This is a genomic window from Citrobacter sp. wls827, assembly GCF_005280875.1.
GTDB lineage: Bacteria > Pseudomonadota > Gammaproteobacteria > Enterobacterales > Enterobacteriaceae > Citrobacter > Citrobacter youngae.
Genome location: NZ_SZWR01000019.1, coordinates 1 through 18,269, shown reverse-complemented (window position 1 = coordinate 18,269; position 18,269 = coordinate 1). Strand labels below are relative to the sequence as shown.

Here is an 18,269-nt window from a genome sequence, read left to right as displayed (position 1 = left end):
CTGGCACAGAACGGACCAATCTACTGGTTGTCAGGTCCGCTGTGAGCGGACAGCGGAAGTTCGAATTTTTATGAAGGCATTACTTAAATCGTAGCGTGTTAAACAAAGGGGGCAGTTCGCCCCCGGTTCTTTCCGAAAATTGATGTAAAACACTACTGAAGAGCTTTAAACAACGCCTCAATATGAATATCAACCGTGTCCAGTGCTTTAACAGGTAACTCTGTACCCGCGAACAAAAGGGGAAGCTCTGTGCATCCCAGAATGATGGCCTCAATGCCTTCATCCTGATACATCCGCTCAATGATCGCGGTAAACGTGTCTCGCGTCTGTGACTTAATAATGCCTCTTTCGAGTTCATCGTGGATTTTTTCTGCGATGTAATCAACCTCGTCAGCATGCGGGACGACCACCTGGATGCCTGCTTCAGTGAAAGGCCGTTTGAAGAAGTCAGCCTCCATTGTAAATCGTGTTCCCACGAGACCTACTTTTTTCAGACCCTGAGTCTGAACTTCTGCACAAGTGGACTCGATAATGCTGACAAGAGGAACTGTTGTACACGACTGGAGTTCATTAAAGACGATGTGTGGTGTGTTACCGGTCAAGGCGACGACTTCAGCCCCGGCTGCCACCAGATTCCCGACAGCCTTGGCCAGATACTTCGTCAGCGCTTCATAATCTTTCCGTCCACACATGGTCAGGACGTCATATACGTTGATACTTTCAATAGTTAGAGACGGGAAGAATGTATCGCCAATTCTTTTGTTAGCTTCATAAACAAATTTGCGATAGTAGAGCAATGTTGATTCTGGTCCGGTGCCGCCGATTAATCCAAGTTTCTTCATTTTACCCTCAATAGCTCCCGTATTAATCAAACGTGACCATTTTGCGATGATCAACAAGCGCTTGAGACTAGCTGGGAGGCTGGTAGCTGTTTAAATGGAGTAAATAAATTAAAAAACATGTAGATTCATTTCAATTGAATAAAATAGAATCCAATTTTCAATTATGGTGAAAGTATGGATATAGCTGACTTCCGAACCATCATTGCACTGGTAGAAACAGGTACTATTACTGCAGCAGCAAATTTGCTCTGCCGAGTCCCCTCCGCAATAACCACTCGCGTTCAGAACCTGGAGAGCCAGCTCGGAACCACATTGTTTGTAAGGTCTGGTCGTAGGTTTCTTCCGACAAATGAAGGCCAGGTGCTTTATAACAATGCATTGAAGATTATCGAGCTGGTTACCTTAGCAGAACAGCAGATGGTAAAGCCGGTGCCTGGCGGTCGGTTCCGACTGGGTGCGCTCGACAGTATGGCCGCAACAAGGTTGCCTGAGCCGCTGGCGCGCCTTTACCAGCAACATCAATCAGTAAAGGTGGAGCTGGTTACCGGGATAAGCCGCACACTGCTCGATGCAGTGCTTAGCCACGAACTTGATGCAGCCTTCATTGCCGACGCGCCGGCTAATGACAGACTGGAACGCATGGTTGTTTACAAGGAAGAACTGGTTATTATCGCCGCAGCAAATTTCCCGCAGATACGTTCTGCTGCCGATTTAGCTCACACAACGTTGCTGGTATTCAGTGACGGTTGCTCCTATCGCGACCGGCTAACAACCTGGTTCAGAGAGGCTGGGATCAGACCTTACCGGCTGGCAGAAATGTCCTCCTACCATGCCATTCTGGGGGGAGTCAGTTCTGGAATGGGGGCGGGAGTGATACCAACACCAATCCTCGATACGTTTCCGACACAGGAACTCATCACAGTCCATCCCTTTGATTCAGAAAACAGTCAAATAACAACGGAACTGATATGGCGCAAGGGAGATCTCACGGCTAATACAGGTGCCCTGATTGATATCTTGTCCTCAACGTCGAAATTGCCTGACAGGCAGGGTGCTGCAATCTAGTTTGAGATTATGACCGCTTGACGGTGTCTGCAATGTCGAAATCCCTACCGGGTGAAATGACACTTCAGGTCTTTTCTATCCTGCCAGAGGCTAATGCCCGACTTTGAGCCGTTAACAAAAGCTTAAACTGTCACCTTCCGCTTATGGCACTAACCAGCCCTTTGCTGATTGAAAAAGGCGAATGAAAGTTGGTTAACACTTTACCTCATGGTCACACAGTTGATCATTGATGAGGCGTTAGTGAGGGCGAATCTTACGGGATTGTGCCGCAGAAAGAATAAAACAGTGCTAATTCAAACCGCTACGGCGGGTTTTCTTTTTTTACTACTGACTGAAAGTTAACAATTTGTGCTCTTAAACCGTTGATCATTTTCGTGCATAGGTATACTGTATAAAAACACAGTATGTGCAATGGAGGCCATTATGAAAGTTGAATTAACCATTGATCGCATGAAAGAACTTCCTAAAGGCGCGGTACCAGCATTGGAGAAAGAATTGCTTAAGCGCCTGAATAATCACTATGACAATTGCAGGCTTACAATCCGCTGTGCCGGATCGGATGGGTTAAGTGTTTTTGGCGGTGACAGGGACGATAAAAAGAAAATTGAATCAATCCTCCAGGATACCTGGGAAAGTGCAGACGAGTGGTTTGTTAACTAACACCCCCTTAGCTGGTAGCTCCTGCTGCCATTTTTTAAATCGAGTTTCCGCATCGCCTCGCATGATTATTGCCAGGTAATTCAGGTTGATTCAGGTGTGGGAATCTTTACAAGGGGCATCTCATGCAAATTCCGGATGATTTAATCCCAGGGTTGCCGGAGCACACTGGCCCGGTTCTGATTTATTTCGCGAAGGGGAGTGTGGTGAGGGGATTCGCTTTACGTAAAGATGAATTTGTTACGTCTTTGCGGGCACTGGAAGAGGCCAGAAAGAAAGCTGGTCTTCCTGTTTCAGATGCAGGATAAGTTGGGTTATACTCAAACACGGGTCTGAACAGCCTGCTGAGTAACACTGCGCCAACCGGGAAAACGCGATGGCGCATAAAACTGAATTACCCCAATCACACCGTTCTTTCGTGAGCGGTGTCTTTGTTCGTGCTGGCGGTGCAGCATGAGCAGATCAAAGAATAAAGCTGAAAAACTCCACTTATCCCGCGTTGCCGATTTGAATTGTATTGTCTGCCGCAATGAAGGACTTGGAGACACTCCCGCTGAAATCCATCATTGTAGCTCCGGTACCGGGATGTCTGTTCGTGCAGATAATTTTCACGTAATTCCTCTCTGTCATACCCATCATCGTACCGGCGGTCATGGAGTGGCCATTCATGCCGGGCGGCAGTCCTGGGAAAATAAATTCGGTACTGAAACCGAATTGCTCGTGCAGGTTCTCTACGAACTGGGGGAATCGACTCATGCCTGATTATAAAATCACGCCTGTTGGTAAGCCCAGAATGACCCGCGCTGATAAATGGAAAAAACGCCCAGAGGTTCTGCGTTACCGTGCTTTCTGTGATGAAGTTCGTCTGCTGGGTGTTGAGCTGCCGGAGAGTGGCTCGCATGTCACCTTCATCCTTCCGATGCCAGCGAGCTGGAGCAAAAAGAAACGGGCTGAGTTCAACGGTAAACCACACCAGGCTAAACCTGATTTTGACAATATGATGAAAGCCCTGATGGACGCCATTTACGAAAATGATGCTCATATATGGGATGCACGGGTATCAAAATTATGGGGAGAAACCGGGAGAATAATTATTGAGGAGCTAAAAGCATGACGCCACGCCAACGCAGACTACAGCAGTCAGCATTTGAAAAAGCAGCAGCTGCGCCGCGTAAAAGCTGGCTGGGTAAATGCATTCTCCTGACGGGGATCCAGTCCGGATGGATTAAATCCCTGCTCACTACATGGGGTGAGGGTGTGGGAGGAAAAACTGCCCCCCGTATGCCGCGAGGCCATGCGTGCTGGAATGTGCTTAAGGGACGGAACTGGTCAGAAAAGGCACTGGAGCGCTTCACCACAGCATTGAATCAGGCTCGTGAAGAGGGTTTCCGTGGACAGCAGGCAATGAACAGGGCACATAGCATTCTCTGGCCCCAGTCACCTGCCAGCGTAATTGATGAAGCCCTGCATAATGATGATGTCGATTTTGTTGAGCAATGCGTGCTGCGGGCGCTGGATATAAATGATCCGGTTTATGTTGTTGGTCTTCAGTATTACACCACCCGAAAAAAAATCTCAGACATAACCCGGGAACTGCAGGTGATTGCGCCATGGTTAACTGATGGGGAGGCGAGAAAGCGCGTGCGTTGGTGTCTGGAAATATTTAGAGCAAAGGTCTTTCTGGAAGCGCGCAAACTGTTATCTGAATAGACTAACTGAAATCAATTTTAGCTATTAGTGCTATTTTTTGGTAATGGTGTTGAAAACGGGCCAGAAAATCAGATAATCCATTCATGCTTGGCAGAGCTGCGCCACGATGGCAGCGACGAAAAGCGAACAATTTGAATATAACGAGAACCCCGCCAGCGCGGGGTTTTTGCTTTCCGGCGATACGACAGGGGTATTCGCGAACTTGCTACGGCAAAGTACCCCTGTCACATCGTCGGTCTAACCTTAGAAAAGATAAAAGCATGCCATTTCGCGGGCTTTATCATCTCTGGAGCCAGGTGTCGAAAATTAAAACAACACCTAATACGGTATATTTACCCTGACTTACCCAATTTTTCTGCAAAGGTATTTATCTTTGATAACACCATCAAAGAAACGCCCCTTGGATTTAGCCTCTAAAAAGGTATTGTAAATTTTGGCTGAAACTCCAATGTACTGATAAGTTCCAGAATTAGTAAATGCAATCTCCAGAATTTTTTTCTGAAGGATAATAACCTATGGATTTTATTTTAGATGACATAACTATCTGATGGCGCATTTTACCTCCTTGTTGTTCTTTTTAATCGGTTCCTTATTGTACACCCGCAGATATTCTTCATGGGTAATTACATGAATGTTATGTCGATTGTTTTGACGCAGGGATGAGCCGAAGGTATGTTATTTTAGTGGTGAATCCCCCTGTGCGGCGGGGCGTCCGGTAAAGTCAATATCCCTTTGACGCAATATGCACGCGAGGCATGCTGTCCGGGGCAGTCTCACCGGGAGGCACCCGGCACCACACTCATTTCTTATAATGCTAAATTTCTAATCTCAGACTCGCTCATCCGAACGAGCCTGTTTCATTTTAGGCTCATGAGTTTCATTCAATTGAATATTACCTGATACAGTAATACTAGAACTGCAAGATAACCCCAGTATTGTACGTGGTAAAAAAATGTATTTGTCATCTTTCATCCCTCTGGTTCCATTTTGTTATGTTCCTTATGCAATAAATGAACCATTCTAGAGGTGAATAAAATCAATTTGTTATGATGGGCTTGTGACGTTAGATGCACTCCGGAAGTGCAATCGCACTATAAAGAGGCTCATCAGTAGAGTTATTACATCGCACCTGATAATGCCATCTGAAGAGGCTATGACCAGAACTAGCCCCGTGGATAGCAAACAATGAGTTGTGGTTTCTTGCAACGCTGCATAATCTGCTCCGCTCTATACTACCTGCTTAGTATCGCGGAGGAATGTATGAAGGAAGGGTATTACTGGATTCAGCATATCGGTGTTGTTCAGGTGGCGTATTACACGAACGACATTGTTGATGATCTGGAAACGGGTAAAACAATCACAGGTGTCTGGCATCTGACCAGAGACGATGACATATGCCATAACGGTGAAGCAGAGGTGTTAGAAGGTCCTCTCACCCCACCTATGTAAACAATCCTACTTACTTTGAGGCTGCCGCATGGTGGCCTTTTTCATTTCAGGCTCACGGGAATCATCCGCTACGTGCTTTGTTGATAAATCCAGCCCGTGAAGCTGAGCCTATTTCCCCTCATTCCTGAGAGGACTCACAGCAATTAAGAGGGGGCTAAATGTCCGATCCGATTTCCGGTACTGGGCTGGCTGGTGGTGTCCTGACGGGTGCCAGTGTCTATGGATTTCTGTCCGGAACCGATTACGGCGTGGTGTTTGGCGCATTTGCCGGAGCTGTATTTTACATTGCAACCGCCGCGGACCTGAGTGCAGCGCGCCGGCTGGCGTATTTTGTCGTGTCCTACATCGCCGGGTCGCTGGTTCAAGTCCAGCAAGGTCCACCAGCCGTCACTAGCTCATCGGGATAGAGCATCAACCATCTAAGTTGACGGTGCGAGGTTCGAGCCCTCGGTGGCGAACCATGCGGGCATCGTATAATGGCTATTACCTCACCCTTCCAAGCTGATGAGCAGGTTCGATTCCTGCTGCCCGCTCCAGTTAAAGCTTTTCGGTCTGTGATGATGGGATGGCCCTGAGTGACTGAAAAGCTCCCCATTTTTGGATGGGCGCGACTTCTTGCAATGATGTTTTATTTGTCTTTTTTTGGCGACCATCGACTACTGATGTTTCTTATCTTACAGAACTCATGGATGTCCTTTCCGAAAGCATTGAGAGTCTTTCGTAGATTAGGTTCTGTTACGTGGCCGCCACTCTCTCCATTATTACGCCATCCAAGAAATACGACTTTGTCTGCCTCATCAATCTCTGGGGTAAGGGAAGATGGTAGTGTGCTATTTCGTGCTTTGACTGTTTCAGGGATCTTCAAAGCGAAGTCTTGGAAAAATGCTTTAGCACTAAAACGATTGGTAGGATCCGACGTCAGCTTAAGTAATTTTATCAGGCATAAAAAGGCTGACTCTGGTCTAATTATTGGTACCAGATCATAGCCTTTTTGAACTTTGACAAAAAAGCTACAGTTATGCCCAACAGCACCAAATAGCAACTCGAAATTTTCCTCTGCAATGAACAGTACATCAAATGTTAAATGATTATGCATATATTGAAACTGAGTTCGTGTAATACCCTGTGTGAGCATGTTCTTATGTAGAGTTTTTAACTGATTGACGATCATTATCTTTCCTCAATTTCTAGCGAATTTAACAGGTTACTCTGTTTGAACGTGCAATTATTAGATGAATATCACTCTGCTTAAAATGATTTTCGTCGCTTCACCTCTTTTCAGGCTCACTGAAGTCATCCGCAACGCGCTTTGTTGATACATCCAGCCCGTGAAGCCTGACCCTTTAATCACACACAATGCCATCCGAAAAGTCGGAGGTAGGGCTATGACCAGAATGAGCACCATTTACAGCAGACTTTCATATGGATCAGGAACCACGCTTGCCGGCTGCGGTGTATCAGCGAAGGCATATGCCGAAACCGCTAAAACAGCAAAAGAGGTGTCCTGGATGTTGGCCGACAGAATTGCAGGGTTAAGCCTGAGCGACTGGGCAATTATTGTCGGTATCGCATGCACCGTTATTACCTGTGCAGTGAACTGGTACTACAGGCAAAAGGAAAGGGAGGACCGGCTTAATGGCAATGTCACCAAAGCTGAAGAATAAACTGAGCGCAGCGGTCGTTAGTTTGATTCTTGCCGGGGCTTCCGCGCCCGTTATTCTCGATCAGTTTCTGGATGAGAAAGAGGGGAATAGCGAGCAGGCGTATCGCGACGGCGGCGGACTCTGGACGATTTGTCGTGGTGCCACAATGGTTGATGGCAGGCCGGTAGTTCAGGGCATGAAGCTGTCAGCTGAGAAATGCGCCCTGGTAAACGCCATTGAACGCGACAAGGCGCTGGCGTGGGTTGAGCGAAATATCAAAGTACCACTGACCGAACCGCAGAAAGCGGGTATCGCTTCTTTCTGCCCATATAACATCGGCCCCGGAAAATGTTTCCCGTCTACGTTTTATAAGCGAATAAATACTGGCGACCGTGAAGGCGCCTGTGAAGCGATCCGCTGGTGGATTAAAGATGGTGGTCGAGATTGTCGCCTGACCAAAGGCCAGAAAAATGGCTGCTATGGGCAGGTAGAAAGACGGGACCAGGAAAGCGCGCTGGCGTGCTGGGGGATAGACCAGTGAGTCTACGCTATCAGTTCATTGTTATTTCGCTGCTGGTGGTCGTCGCATTCATCGCCGGCAGTGTATGGAGCAGTCGCGGGTGGGAAAAAAAGTGGGCGGAACGTGACAGCGCGGAATCATCGCAAACAGCGAACGCGCATACCGCAGCCCGCATGATTGAACAAGGGCGCATTATTGCCCGTGATGAGGCTGTAAAAGATGCACAAGCACAAGCCGCTAAATCAGCTGCCACTGCTGCTGGTCTGTCTGCTACTGTTAGCCAGCTGCGCACCGAAGCAACAAAGCTTGCCGCCCGCCTGGACGCTGCAAAGCACACCGCAGATCTTGCCGCTACCGTCAGAAGCAAAACAACCGACGTCAGCGCCGGAATGCTCGCCAACATGCTCGGAGATATTGCAGCAGAAGCTAAACGATATGCTGCAATCGCTGACGAACGCTATGCCGCCGGGATGACGTGTGAACGCATTTACGACTCGGTGAGACAGTCAAATAACTATAAGGCGGCACAATGAACGTAGAGAACCTAGGTGAAGCGTATTACCTAAATAACGAGATGAGAGAGCTACAGCGGCAGAAAGGCATGCTGGAAAGTGGTGCCTGGCTTGGTGTGACAATCCAGTCCACCTATCAGGATAAAGCCTTTCTTGATGCCATGTGCCCACATGCAGTGGCTGTGCTTGATAGTAGGATTGACCAGAAGAGAAAAAAACTTAAGGTGCTTGGGGTAACTATTACTTGAGTTTTTTACGGGTATATCGCTCTTTTAGCTCCAGTCTGGCCCACTCCATAAGCAAGTCAATTACTGGGGAGGCAAAGGGGGCTAGAGCAATAAGTAAAGCAATTAAAGTTGGATCAATCATTTTTTATATCCTTGAAATTAGCTATCGGAGATGACCACGAGTTGCAGCCATCCTGTTGTAGGGCCCAATAGGCCTTTCCATTAGTTAGTCGTAAAGATTGCGACTCTATAAAAGATTCATTACTGGAGATATGGAAATGGTTTCACTTAGTTTGAACAAGGCTGTGTTAATCCGCACCGCAGGCATTCACTGAGTGCCTGTGATAATGTCTGGATAGATTTTCTACATGTGGGGATATTTATGCAGGATGTAATGCTATTTGGTGAAGGACGTAATGGCGAGGTATATGAAATTGAAGATGGTCGTCGTGAAATCCGTTACACCCCAGACAAAACCTTTCCTCTTGGTGAAGTTGTCTTCATTATTAATGAGTACATCTCAGACAATGGCGAGATGTATCTGGTTGGTCACCATGGGCGTGAGCCTTTGATGCCTGACGTGGAAGACGCCATCCAACGATTTAAACCCATCCCAATTTGATTGCTAGTGTCATGTGCATAACTTTGAGCCTCGCTATAAGCGGGGCTTTTTATTGCGCATCGCACGCGCACATCAAAGAGTGTATTTCAGTAGTGAGCTTGGGTAATCCGTTAACTTTTGGCGGCTTTGCCGTGCGACAGACTCACGCCTAAAAGGAAAATCAAATGCAGGTCACTATTAATGGTGTCTCGTATGCACCCGCCTGCGCAATTTCATCGCGGATCGGTATTGCCATTTCGACACATCAGCGCTCCGAAGTTTTAAAACGTGCACTCGAACAGCACCTGAAGCACCTGCCAGCCGGCGCGTTGGTGGTTGTTATCGATGATGGTTCAAAACCTGCAGCGGCAGTGCCTGACGGAGTGCAGTTGCTTCGCCACGAAACATCACTCGGCATTGTTGCTTCGAAGAACGCCAGTCTGTCAGCCCTAATGGATGCCAGGTGCGAGCATTTTTTTTTATGGGATGATGATGCTTGGCCCATCGCTGATAACTGGCATCTTCCCTACATCGAATCACCTGAGCCGCACCTGGCTTACCAGTTTCTGGATCTGGCTGGACGCAATAAGCTGAACGACCTTTCGGTGCTTTACCGTGACGATCAGCATGTGGCGTACACCGGGCAGCGCGGCGTGATGCTCTATTACCACCGCAGCGCCATTGAGAAGGTGGGCGGATTCGATCCGATTTATGGTCGTGGCATGTACGAACACAGTGACCTCGCCCTGCGAATTCATAACGCTGGCCTGACGACGTGGGCTTACGCTGACGTCGTCGGTTCAGAAAAGCTGATTCATTCTCTCGATGAGCACGAGGCCGTAGAGCGTTCGGTACCGAGGCCAGACCGTCAGGCGCTGGTGGAACGTAACGTTAAGATCCACAACGAACGGCGCGATACTGGATTTACCGGTTACGTTGAATACCGGCAGCAGCGCGACGTGGTAATAACAACATTACTTACCAGCCAGCCTGACCCGCAGCGCGGTAGCAGAATGCAGCCTGACCCGACGGCGCTGACCACCTGGGCTAAATCAATCCGGGGTGCTGATGCCATAGTGCTGGCCGACCAGCTAACCTCCGCTCCCGGTGGCGCTCTACTAGTGACAGTTCCTGATGTCGCAATGAACGTCTATTTTCGGCGCTGGCTGCACATCTGGCAGCACCTGCGCGATCATCCAGAATACCGGTTCGTCTGGTGTACCGATGGCACCGATGTCGAGATGCTACGCGAGCCGTGGGGTGAAATGCAGCCAGGAAGGGTTTATGTCGGTTCAGAACCGAAGACCTACGCCGACGCCTGGGCTAAACAGAATCATCCGGAGCGTATTTATCAGGAGTTCATTGAGGCGTATCGCAACGATGTGATGATTAACGCGGGCCTGCTGGGTGGTACTCGTGCCGATGTAATGGCGTTCGCTCACGGCATCATCCGTCTTTACTACCGGATCGAGAGTTATCGTTTCTGGAAGAAAGAGCATGCTGGCGCCGCGGTGGGTGACATGCTGGCGTTCGGCATTGTCGCGCAGTCATTCGCTGACAGGCTGATCACCGGCCCTCTGGTTCACACTGTATTCAAAACCGAGGGCGTCGGTAAGGAAGGTGCATGGTGGAAACACAAGTGAAGTTTGTGGTGGTTGCGCATCATTCCAGAGAGCAACAGGCGAGAGCGCTGGCATACCACATAGGACCTGCAGCCCATGCGATGATCGACCCATGCAATCATGGGGCAGCATGGAATCATCGGCGGGCGCTTGAATGGGCTTCAAAGCAGGATTGTAGGGTGGTAATCATTGAGGATGACGCGCTACCCGTACCGGACCTTGTGGCTCTGATTACTGGATGGTTAGATCGCTTCCCCGATTCACTGGTGAGCTTTTATCTGGGAACTGGCCGCCCACCTCAGTACCAGATGCAGGTAGCAGAACGGTTGATAGCGGCCGACAAGACGCGTACCAATTACATCACGTTGCCGCGACTGATTCACGGCGTCTGCTATAGCGTTCCACAGCATCATATTAAGCGTGTACTGGAGCGGTGGGACAACAGTAAGCCTGCTGATTATGCCGTTGGTGATGCATATGGCGGCGAGGTGATCTACCCGTGCTATTCGCTGGTTGATCACGCAGACGGCGAACCGGTAGAGCGCCACCCTGACTTAATACCCAGAACAGAGCGCCGCCGCGCATGGCGACTGGCTGTGTTTCCTGTATTGAGATGTTGATCCTTCCCATACATATAATCCACCAGGCATGGAGGTTACATGTCCAGGCTAAAGACATTACAGCCACGATTAAAAGCCATCGACACCCGACGAATTAAGCCTGCCTATGGTGAGAGCCGGCGCATTAGTGGTAGCGCCAGGGTGGGTCTGAAGCGCCGAATTTATGTCCGTGATGGTGGTCACTGCTGTATGTGCAGTCGCATCGTTGGCCTGCATGACAGCGAACTGGATCACCGTGTGGCGTTACAGTTTGGCGGTGATAACGATGAGTCCAATCTGTGGACGCTTTGCATCGATTGCCACTCGGGTAAGTCAGCTCGTGAAGCCTCGACGGGACAGCCTGATGAGGAAGCAATGAAGCATGCTGTGGCCACTAATGACAACGATTCAATAACTATTATATGAGGCGAATATGGGGTGGTTGGTATTGATCTTCATTGTCGGTCTGGCACTTCTTCTGATTGAGCTGAGCCAAGGCGCGCAGCCTACATGGATGCATTGCAGGGAGATGCGGAACCGATATGGAACGCCGAAGAAAACTGATAGCAGGCTCCCAGGTGGAGGATACCAGCCAGTGAAACCTGAAGGTGAGACCGGCGAAGTCTTACCGCCACCCAGGAACAGGTAAGGGGATGGGGGGGAGGGTTGAGAGCTTACCCCCTTCGCCCCGGACACCGCGCCCCCTCTCACGCACAGAAAAAATTCACCTCTGGAGGGTATAAACATGTTAACAGCGCAAAAGCGAAAATTCGCCGTCGCGCTGATGTCCGGTATGTCTCAAAAGGATGCGGCAATAAAGGCGGGATATTCTGAGAAATCCGCACGGTCCAAGGGGTCGCAGCTTGCAAAAGACCCGGAGGTCATCGCGTTTATTGGACGTAAAAAAAAGGAAGTCATCGAAACAGACGACGTACCGACGTACCGTCAAAATGTTTACATCCCAGCGGTAGACAACCCTGAAAAAAACAGGGCTCCGGTAACACCGCCAGAGGCCCCACCTGTTGCCGGGACTTTTGATGATCCGCTCGAATTTCTTATGGCGGTAATGAACGATTCAACCGAAGAAATTGACGTCAGAAAGGATGCGGCGAAGGCCATGCTTCCCTATATCCATCCCAAAAAGGGGGAAACAGGGAAAAAAGATGCGCGCCATGCTGCGGCAAAAGCGGCCGCTGGTGCCAGTAAGTTCGGTTCAATGGCTCCGCCAAAACTGGTTGTGAATAATAATAAGGGGTGATGTATGGCGCAGTGGTCTACAGCCTGTACGGACTGGGAAGCGCGCCTGGTCGCCGGTGAATCCATCATTCCGCCGCCCATTTTTCCTGATCAAGCGGCGCAGGCGCTGCGTATCTTCCGGGAGCTGCGGGTTTCTGACCTGCCGGGCAAGCCCACATTCGGAGAATGTTCTGAAGAATGGGTGTTCGATTTCGTCAAGGTCATCTTCGGTGGTTATGACGCTGAGACAGGAAACCAGCTGATTCGCGAATATGGGCTGCTGATATCGAAGAAGAACACCAAATCGACAATCGCGGCGGGCATTATGCTGACCGCACTTATCCTGTGCTGGCGAGAGGATGAAGAACACCTGATTCTGGCACCGACTAAAGAGGTTGCCGACAACAGCTTTAAGCCTGCTGCCGGGATGATACGCGCTGATGATGAACTCACCGACATGTTCCAGATACAGGATCATATCCGCACTATCACGCACCGGGTGACGCGTAACACACTGAAAGTCGTGGCCGCTGATACTGATACGGTGTCCGGTAAAAAGTCCGGCCGGATTCTTGTCGACGAACTCTGGCTTTTTGGCAAACGCGCCAATGCCGAAGCGATGTTTATGGAGGCGACGGGCGGACAAGTATCCCGTAATGAAGGGTGGGTTATCTACCTCACCACTCAAAGCGATGAGCCGCCTGCTGGCGTATTCAAAGAACGCCTTGATTACTGGCGCTCTGTACGCGACGGAAAAATCAACGATCCCAAAACGCTGGGAATTCTCTATGAGTTCCCACAAAGCATGGTTGAAAGAAAGGCCTATCTCGATCCGGATAATTTCTACATTACTAATCCGAATATCGGGCTCTCGGTCAGTGCTGAATGGATAGCAGACCAGCTTCGCAAAAACCAGGCAAAAACCGATGGCACATTGCAGCAGTTTCTGGCCAAGCACCTCAATATTGAAATTGGGCTAAACCTGCGCACCGATCGCTGGGCGGGCGTCGATTTCTGGGAGCAACAGGCACAGCGTGTCAGCTTTGAAGACTTACTACGGCGATCAGAGGTGATCACCGTTGGGATAGACGGCGGCGGCCTTGATGATCTGCTGGGTGTTTCTGCGGTCGGGCGTGACGCTGCAACACGAGAATGGCTCTGCTGGTGTCATGCATGGGCACATGAGATAGCGGTTCGCCGGCGTAAAAGTGAGGAGTCCCGATTTCACGACTTCGTGAGAGCCGGTGACCTGACCATCGTGAAGTGCGTCGGACAGGATACGGAAGAGGTGGCCGAATACGTCAGCCGAATCCATGCAGCGGAGTTGCTCGACAAGATCGGCATTGACCCTTCCGGGGTCGGACAGATACTCGATGCACTTATTGAGGCGGGAATTCCCGCTGATGCGGTAGTCGGTGTCAGCCAGGGCTGGCGACTTGGCGGCGCGATTAAAACCACCGAGAGAAAGCTTGCCGAGGGCGTATTGATACATGGTGGTCAGCCGATGATGGCGTGGTGTGTCGGTAATGCCAGAGTTGAGCCGAAAGGCAACGCCATTCTGATCACCAAGCAGGCCAGTGGCAAGGGCAAGATTGATCCCCTGATGGCGCTGTTCAACGCTGTTTCCCTTATGGCCCTTAACCCTGAACCTACCAAAAAAGATTACCAGGTATTTTTCGTATAACAAACACGTCAGTTAATGACCCGCACAGGCGGGTTTTTTCGTTTCTGGAGGACAGCAAATGAATAATCGCGCCTATAGCCTGATGCAGGTAAAGGCGGTCAATGAGGACTCTCGGGAGATTACCGGCATCGCCAGTACCCCTGAACCTGATCGCTATGGCGATATTGTAGACCCTGCCGGTGTGAAATTTACTCTTCCGTTACCTCTGCTGTGGCAACACTGGCATGACGAGCCAATAGGCCAGGTTACAGAAGCAAATGTCACCGACACTGGCATCGAGATTAAAGCAAAGCTGGTAAAACCAGATGCGGATATGCCATCGCAACTGGTCGCCAGGCTTGATGAAGCGTGGGCATCTATCAAAACGGGTCTTGTCCGTGGGCTTTCTATCGGATTTAAGCCCATTGAATACAGCTTTATTGACGATGGCGGCATCCGGTTTATTTCGTGGGAGTGGTATGAGCTTTCTGCTGTAACTGTTCCTGCTAACGGTGATTGCTCCATTCAGTCTGTTAAATCAATTGATCGCAAGTTTCTTGCCGCGTCCGGCAATAAGAAAACCGTCGTTAAATCATCCATTTCCGCTGGCGCTACAGCAACCAATACCAAAAAAGGAACGAATTCGATGAATATCGCAGAACAAATCAAGAGCTTCGAAGCGAAGCGTGCAGCGCTGGCAGCCTCACTGAGCGACATCATGAGTAAAGCTGCTGATGAAGGCCGTACGCTTGACGCAGAAGAAACTGAAAGCTACGACGACACGTCTACCGAAATTAAGGCGGTTGATGAGCATCTGAAACGCCTGCGCGATATGGAAAGCAATATGGCATCGACCGCTAAACCGGTAGCAAAAGCCGCTAACGGCGAAGTCACTACCGTTAAGGCTGGTGCGCCAGGCATCATCCGCGTCGAACAGAAGCTGGAAAAAGGTATTGCCTTTGCCCGCTTTGCGAAGGCGCTGGCCGCCGCTAACGGCAGTCGTTCCGAAGCGCTGGAGATCGCCCGCAAACAGTATCCTGACGACGCCAAACTGCATCATGTACTGAAAGCTGCCGTGGGCGCCGGTACTACCACCGACCCTCAGTGGGCTGGTGCGCTGGTTGAATATCAGGAATATGCGCTGGATTTTGTTGAATTCCTCCGCCCGCAAACCATTATCGGGCGTTTCGGGCAGGGTGGTATCCCGGCCCTGCGTCAGGTTCCGTTCAACATCCGTATCCCGGCGCAGACTTCCGGCGGCTCAGCGAACTGGGTGGGGCAGGGCAAGGCCAAACCGCTGACCAAATTCGACTTTGAGTCGATCACGTTCAGTTTTGCCAAGGTGGCGGCTATCGCGGTACTGACCGATGAACTGATCCGCTTCTCCAACCCGGCAGCCGATGCGCTGGTGCGTAACGCCCTGGCTGAAGCGGTCATTGCCCGTCTGGATACAGACTTTATCAACCCGGCGAAAGCTGAAGTTGCTAACGTCTCTCCGGCCTCAGTAACCAACGGTATTGTGGCCGTTCCGTCTACCGGTGACCCGGATGCTGATGCTGAAGCGGCCTTCGCCCAGTTCGTTTCGAATAACCTGCAACCGACGGGCGGCGTATGGATCATGTCCAGTACTAACGCACTGGCACTGTCCATGAAGAAAAACGCTCTCGGTCAGAAAATGTATCCGGAAATGACCCTGCTTGGCGGCACCTTCCAGGGACTTCCAGCTATCGTTTCCCAGTTCGCGGGCACCAACCTGACGCTGCTTAACGCACCGGATATCTATCTGGCTGATGATGGCGGCGTGGCGGTGGACATGTCGCGTGAAGCCTCTCTGGAAATGGAAAGCGAACCAACCGGCGACAGCATCACCCCAACCGGAACTGAGCTGGTTTCCATGTTCCAGACCAACAGCGTGGCTATCCGTGCTGAGCGCTGGATCAACTGGAAGCGCCGTCGCACGGCAGCGGTGGCGGTTATTTCTGGAGTGAACTACAGCTCCAACCAGGGCAGCTAAACGGCGGAAGGAGGGCGGGGGAAACCCCGCCGTAATGCATGGCAAAAATCAGATATCTGCAACGTACCCATGATTCGGTTCCGGGAGACGTAAAATCCGTAGACGATCGGTGCGCAAGGGTGCTGGTGCTGCTTGGCAAGGCTGAATATTTCACCGGCGCGCGTACTGGTGGCAAAAAGAACAAGCGAAAAGCGGAGAACGGCTAATGTGGAATCCTTTCCGGAGAAAACAGGGAAAAGAAAAAGCCCTACAGCAGCCTGTCAGCCGCGGAGGCTGGTCGCCATTATTCGGCTTTATGCATGAACCATTCGCCGGGGCATGGCAGCGTAACCTTGAAATTAATCAGGACACCGTTCTTTCTTATTATGCTGTGTTCGCCTGCATATCACTGATTGCGAGTGATATCGCCAAGATGACGCCACGGCTGATGCGCCGTGACACAAAAGGGGTCATGCAGGAAGTAAAAACAGGGGATATTCCGGCACTGTACAAAAGGCCAAATGCCTTTCAGAACCGGATCCAGTTCTTTGAGCACTGGATGAGCTCGAAGTTATGCCACGGAAATACGGTGGCGTTAAAAATACGTAATAACGCAGGGAAAATTACCGAACTCAGGCTGCTGGACTGGAACAAGGTTACCCCGCTGGTGGCGGATGATGGTTCTGTCTTCTACCAGATAAACCCTGACAATATGACCGGAATTGAATCGGAAGTTACCGTCCCGGCGCGCGAGGTGATACACGATCGCTTCAACTGCCTTTTCCATCCGCTCATCGGTTTGTCTCCCATTTATGCTGCTGGTCTGGCGGCGATGCAGGGGCATCACATTCAGGAGAACTCGGCCTATTTTTTCCGCAACGGTGGCAAGCCGAGCGGTGTGATTGAAGTGCCTGGTACCCTGACTGAAGAGAACGCCAGAAAAATTAAGGATAACTGGGATTCCGGTTATTCCGGTGAGAATTCAGGTAAGACCGCCATTCTGAGCAATGGCGCGAAGTATAACCCGACAACGGTATCAGCCGTTGATGCGCAGACTGTTGAGCAGTTAAGCATGACGGCGCAGATCATCTGTTCTGTCTTTCATGTCCCGGCCTATAAGGTTGGCATTGGTGAATTACCCACTCATGACAATATCGAAGCGCAGGACCAGCAGTATTACTCGCAGTGCCTTCAGTCGCTCATTGAGTCGATAGAACTACTTCTGGATGAGGCTTTCGGGCTTGAGGGGGATTCAGGTACTGAATTTGATGTGAATGCGCTGCTGCGTATGGACAGCGAACGCCGTATCAAATCACTCGGCGAGGGTGTGAAAAATACCATCCTGACGCCAAATGAGGCGCGACGGAGTGAAAACCTTCCTCCCTTACCCGGAGGCGATGCGCTGTATCTTCAGCAGCAGAACTTCAGTCTTGAGGCACTGGCGCGGCGTGACGCTTCTGATGATCCGTTTGCCAAATCCGGTACCGGCAGCCATACCACGCCTGACGATGCGGAAGGGAAATCTATGTCTGAAACTGAACTGACAGCGGCAAAAGCCATGCTGAGAGGATTGTTAACCAAATGAATGAACGTGAACTTTCCCTTATCAGGGCTCTTGGAGAGGAATTTTCTCTTGCGCTTGGCGAACTTCGCGAGTCTTTCATAAAAAGCCTCAGTGACTATCAGCGAACAACGGAAGAGCAGCTTAAACAGCTCTCACTGGAGGTCATGGCACTGAAGGATACTCCGGCACCTGACTTTACCACGCTGCTGGCCGATGCAGTGGTATCTCTTCCGGTTCCTGAGGCTCCTGAATTGCCAGATATCGGCGCTATGGTCAGCGAGGCGGTGTCCGCCCTGCCTGTACCGCAGGACGGCAAAAGCGTGACAGTGGAGGAGATTCTCCCTGTTCTGGCGGAGCTGGTCAGCA

Annotated in this window: 23 protein-coding genes, 2 tRNA genes and 3 pseudogenes; 24 read left to right on the top strand and 4 right to left on the bottom strand. The window is 50.4% G+C overall.

What is annotated here, in order from left to right:
* Positions 1 to 152 precede the first annotated feature (152 nt).
* Positions 153 to 842, bottom strand: coding sequence for an amino acid racemase (locus FDX03_RS15435; RefSeq protein WP_005121038.1), 690 nt, complete (start codon positions 840 to 842; stop codon positions 153 to 155).
* 174 nt (positions 843 to 1,016) lie between these two features.
* On the opposite strand from FDX03_RS15435, the gene FDX03_RS15430 reads away from it, so the two are divergent.
* From FDX03_RS15430 to FDX03_RS15405, 6 genes are all read left to right on the top strand, one after another.
* Complete coding sequence (locus FDX03_RS15430; RefSeq protein ID WP_137346183.1) at positions 1,017 to 1,907, top strand: LysR family transcriptional regulator; 891 nt, start codon at positions 1,017 to 1,019, stop codon at positions 1,905 to 1,907.
* A 423-nt stretch (positions 1,908 to 2,330) separates the two neighbouring features.
* Positions 2,331 to 2,567 (top strand): DinI-like family protein, encoded by a 237-nt coding sequence (locus FDX03_RS15425; protein WP_137346182.1) that lies wholly within the window; start codon positions 2,331 to 2,333, stop codon positions 2,565 to 2,567.
* Between the two features lie 122 nt (positions 2,568 to 2,689).
* Entirely contained in the window at positions 2,690 to 2,872 is a 183-nt protein-coding gene (locus tag FDX03_RS15420) for a hypothetical protein (protein ID WP_137346181.1), read from the top strand.
* Between the two features lie 145 nt (positions 2,873 to 3,017).
* Positions 3,018 to 3,326, top strand: a complete 309-nt coding sequence (locus FDX03_RS15415) for a Ref family recombination enhancement nuclease (RefSeq protein WP_137346180.1) — start codon at positions 3,018 to 3,020, stop codon at positions 3,324 to 3,326.
* A complete protein-coding gene (locus tag FDX03_RS15410; protein ID WP_137346179.1) occupies positions 3,319 to 3,678 on the top strand; it encodes a RusA family crossover junction endodeoxyribonuclease in 360 nt (119 codons plus the stop codon). Before FDX03_RS15415 ends, FDX03_RS15410 begins: the two co-directional genes overlap by 8 nt.
* Positions 3,675 to 4,274, top strand: a complete 600-nt coding sequence (locus FDX03_RS15405) for a hypothetical protein (RefSeq protein WP_137346178.1) — start codon at positions 3,675 to 3,677, stop codon at positions 4,272 to 4,274. The genes FDX03_RS15410 and FDX03_RS15405 overlap by 4 nt, the downstream gene beginning before the upstream one ends.
* A 342-nt stretch (positions 4,275 to 4,616) precedes the next feature.
* Here the strand turns inward: FDX03_RS15405 and FDX03_RS23870 are convergent.
* Positions 4,617 to 4,830 (bottom strand): annotated as a pseudogene (locus tag FDX03_RS23870) (KTSC domain-containing protein).
* A gap of 704 nt (positions 4,831 to 5,534) precedes the next feature.
* Here FDX03_RS23870 and FDX03_RS15395 point away from each other — a divergent pair.
* The 4 genes and pseudogenes from FDX03_RS15395 (at position 5,535) to FDX03_RS15380 (ending at position 6,259) form a co-directional block, all read left to right on the top strand.
* Positions 5,535 to 5,723: a hypothetical protein gene (locus FDX03_RS15395; protein WP_137346177.1), complete on the top strand. Its 189-nt coding sequence runs from the start codon at positions 5,535 to 5,537 to the stop codon at positions 5,721 to 5,723.
* Between the two features lie 158 nt (positions 5,724 to 5,881).
* A pseudogene (locus FDX03_RS15390) lies at positions 5,882 to 6,076 on the top strand (putative holin); the annotation flags it as partial.
* A 31-nt stretch (positions 6,077 to 6,107) separates the two neighbouring features.
* Positions 6,108 to 6,184: transfer RNA gene (locus FDX03_RS15385), tRNA-Arg, on the top strand.
* A gap of 1 nt (position 6,185) precedes the next feature.
* Positions 6,186 to 6,259: transfer RNA gene (locus FDX03_RS15380), tRNA-Gly, on the top strand.
* A 92-nt stretch (positions 6,260 to 6,351) separates the two neighbouring features.
* Here the strand turns inward: FDX03_RS15380 and FDX03_RS15375 are convergent.
* On the bottom strand, positions 6,352 to 6,894 hold the full coding sequence (locus FDX03_RS15375) for a DUF6037 family protein (protein WP_137346176.1): 543 nt from the start codon (positions 6,892 to 6,894) through the stop codon (positions 6,352 to 6,354).
* 214 nt (positions 6,895 to 7,108) lie between these two features.
* Here FDX03_RS15375 and FDX03_RS15370 point away from each other — a divergent pair, with 214 nt between their 5' ends.
* Genes FDX03_RS15370 through FDX03_RS15355 form a run of 4 tightly spaced genes read left to right on the top strand, consistent with a single transcriptional unit; the run spans position 7,109 to position 8,646 of the window.
* Positions 7,109 to 7,387, top strand: coding sequence for a phage holin (locus FDX03_RS15370; RefSeq protein ID WP_072025529.1), 279 nt, complete (start codon positions 7,109 to 7,111; stop codon positions 7,385 to 7,387).
* Positions 7,359 to 7,907 carry a lysozyme gene (locus FDX03_RS15365; RefSeq protein WP_137346175.1) on the top strand — a complete coding sequence of 183 codons (549 nt, stop codon included), beginning with the start codon at positions 7,359 to 7,361 and terminating at the stop codon, positions 7,905 to 7,907. The genes FDX03_RS15370 and FDX03_RS15365 overlap by 29 nt, the downstream gene beginning before the upstream one ends.
* Positions 7,904 to 8,419 (top strand): DUF2514 domain-containing protein, encoded by a 516-nt coding sequence (locus tag FDX03_RS15360; RefSeq protein WP_137346174.1) that lies wholly within the window; start codon positions 7,904 to 7,906, stop codon positions 8,417 to 8,419. Before FDX03_RS15365 ends, FDX03_RS15360 begins: the two co-directional genes overlap by 4 nt.
* Positions 8,416 to 8,646: a hypothetical protein gene (locus FDX03_RS15355; protein ID WP_137346173.1), complete on the top strand. Its 231-nt coding sequence runs from the start codon at positions 8,416 to 8,418 to the stop codon at positions 8,644 to 8,646. Before FDX03_RS15360 ends, FDX03_RS15355 begins: the two co-directional genes overlap by 4 nt.
* On the opposite strand, the gene FDX03_RS23840 is transcribed toward FDX03_RS15355, so the two are convergent.
* On the bottom strand, positions 8,639 to 8,767 hold the full coding sequence (locus FDX03_RS23840) for a hypothetical protein (protein WP_255562039.1): 129 nt from the start codon (positions 8,765 to 8,767) through the stop codon (positions 8,639 to 8,641). The two genes, FDX03_RS15355 and FDX03_RS23840, sit on opposite strands and share 8 nt — an antisense overlap.
* 240 nt (positions 8,768 to 9,007) lie before the next feature.
* Between FDX03_RS23840 and FDX03_RS15350 the strand changes: the two genes are divergently transcribed.
* From FDX03_RS15350 to FDX03_RS15310, 10 genes and pseudogenes are all read left to right on the top strand, one after another.
* Positions 9,008 to 9,247 (top strand): hypothetical protein, encoded by a 240-nt coding sequence (locus FDX03_RS15350; RefSeq protein ID WP_137346172.1) that lies wholly within the window; start codon positions 9,008 to 9,010, stop codon positions 9,245 to 9,247.
* Positions 9,248 to 9,411: 164 nt separating this feature from the next.
* The gene (locus FDX03_RS15345; protein WP_137346171.1) at positions 9,412 to 10,869 is read left to right on the top strand and encodes a glycosyltransferase family 2 protein; all 1,458 of its coding nucleotides are present in this window, start codon (positions 9,412 to 9,414) and stop codon (positions 10,867 to 10,869) included.
* The gene (locus tag FDX03_RS15340) at positions 10,851 to 11,468 is read left to right on the top strand and encodes a hypothetical protein (RefSeq protein WP_137346170.1); all 618 of its coding nucleotides are present in this window, start codon (positions 10,851 to 10,853) and stop codon (positions 11,466 to 11,468) included. Before FDX03_RS15345 ends, FDX03_RS15340 begins: the two co-directional genes overlap by 19 nt.
* Before the next feature lie 39 nt (positions 11,469 to 11,507).
* Positions 11,508 to 11,873, top strand: coding sequence for an HNH endonuclease (locus FDX03_RS15335; protein WP_137346169.1), 366 nt, complete (start codon positions 11,508 to 11,510; stop codon positions 11,871 to 11,873).
* Between the two features lie 319 nt (positions 11,874 to 12,192).
* Positions 12,193 to 12,705, top strand: a complete 513-nt coding sequence (locus tag FDX03_RS15330) for a terminase small subunit (protein WP_137346168.1) — start codon at positions 12,193 to 12,195, stop codon at positions 12,703 to 12,705.
* 3 nt (positions 12,706 to 12,708) lie between these two features.
* On the top strand, positions 12,709 to 14,367 hold the full coding sequence (locus FDX03_RS15325) for a terminase large subunit (RefSeq protein WP_137346167.1): 1,659 nt from the start codon (positions 12,709 to 12,711) through the stop codon (positions 14,365 to 14,367).
* Between the two features lie 58 nt (positions 14,368 to 14,425).
* Complete coding sequence (locus FDX03_RS15320; protein WP_137346166.1) at positions 14,426 to 16,360, top strand: phage major capsid protein; 1,935 nt, start codon at positions 14,426 to 14,428, stop codon at positions 16,358 to 16,360.
* Positions 16,361 to 16,398: 38 nt separating this feature from the next.
* The gene (locus tag FDX03_RS23505; RefSeq protein ID WP_170973078.1) at positions 16,399 to 16,566 is read left to right on the top strand and encodes a hypothetical protein; all 168 of its coding nucleotides are present in this window, start codon (positions 16,399 to 16,401) and stop codon (positions 16,564 to 16,566) included.
* On the top strand, positions 16,566 to 17,924 hold the full coding sequence (locus FDX03_RS15315; protein WP_137346165.1) for a phage portal protein: 1,359 nt from the start codon (positions 16,566 to 16,568) through the stop codon (positions 17,922 to 17,924). The genes FDX03_RS23505 and FDX03_RS15315 overlap by 1 nt, the downstream gene beginning before the upstream one ends.
* Positions 17,921 to 18,269: pseudogene (locus FDX03_RS15310) on the top strand (phage gp6-like head-tail connector protein); the annotation flags it as partial. The gene FDX03_RS15315 and the pseudogene FDX03_RS15310, both read left to right, overlap by 4 nt.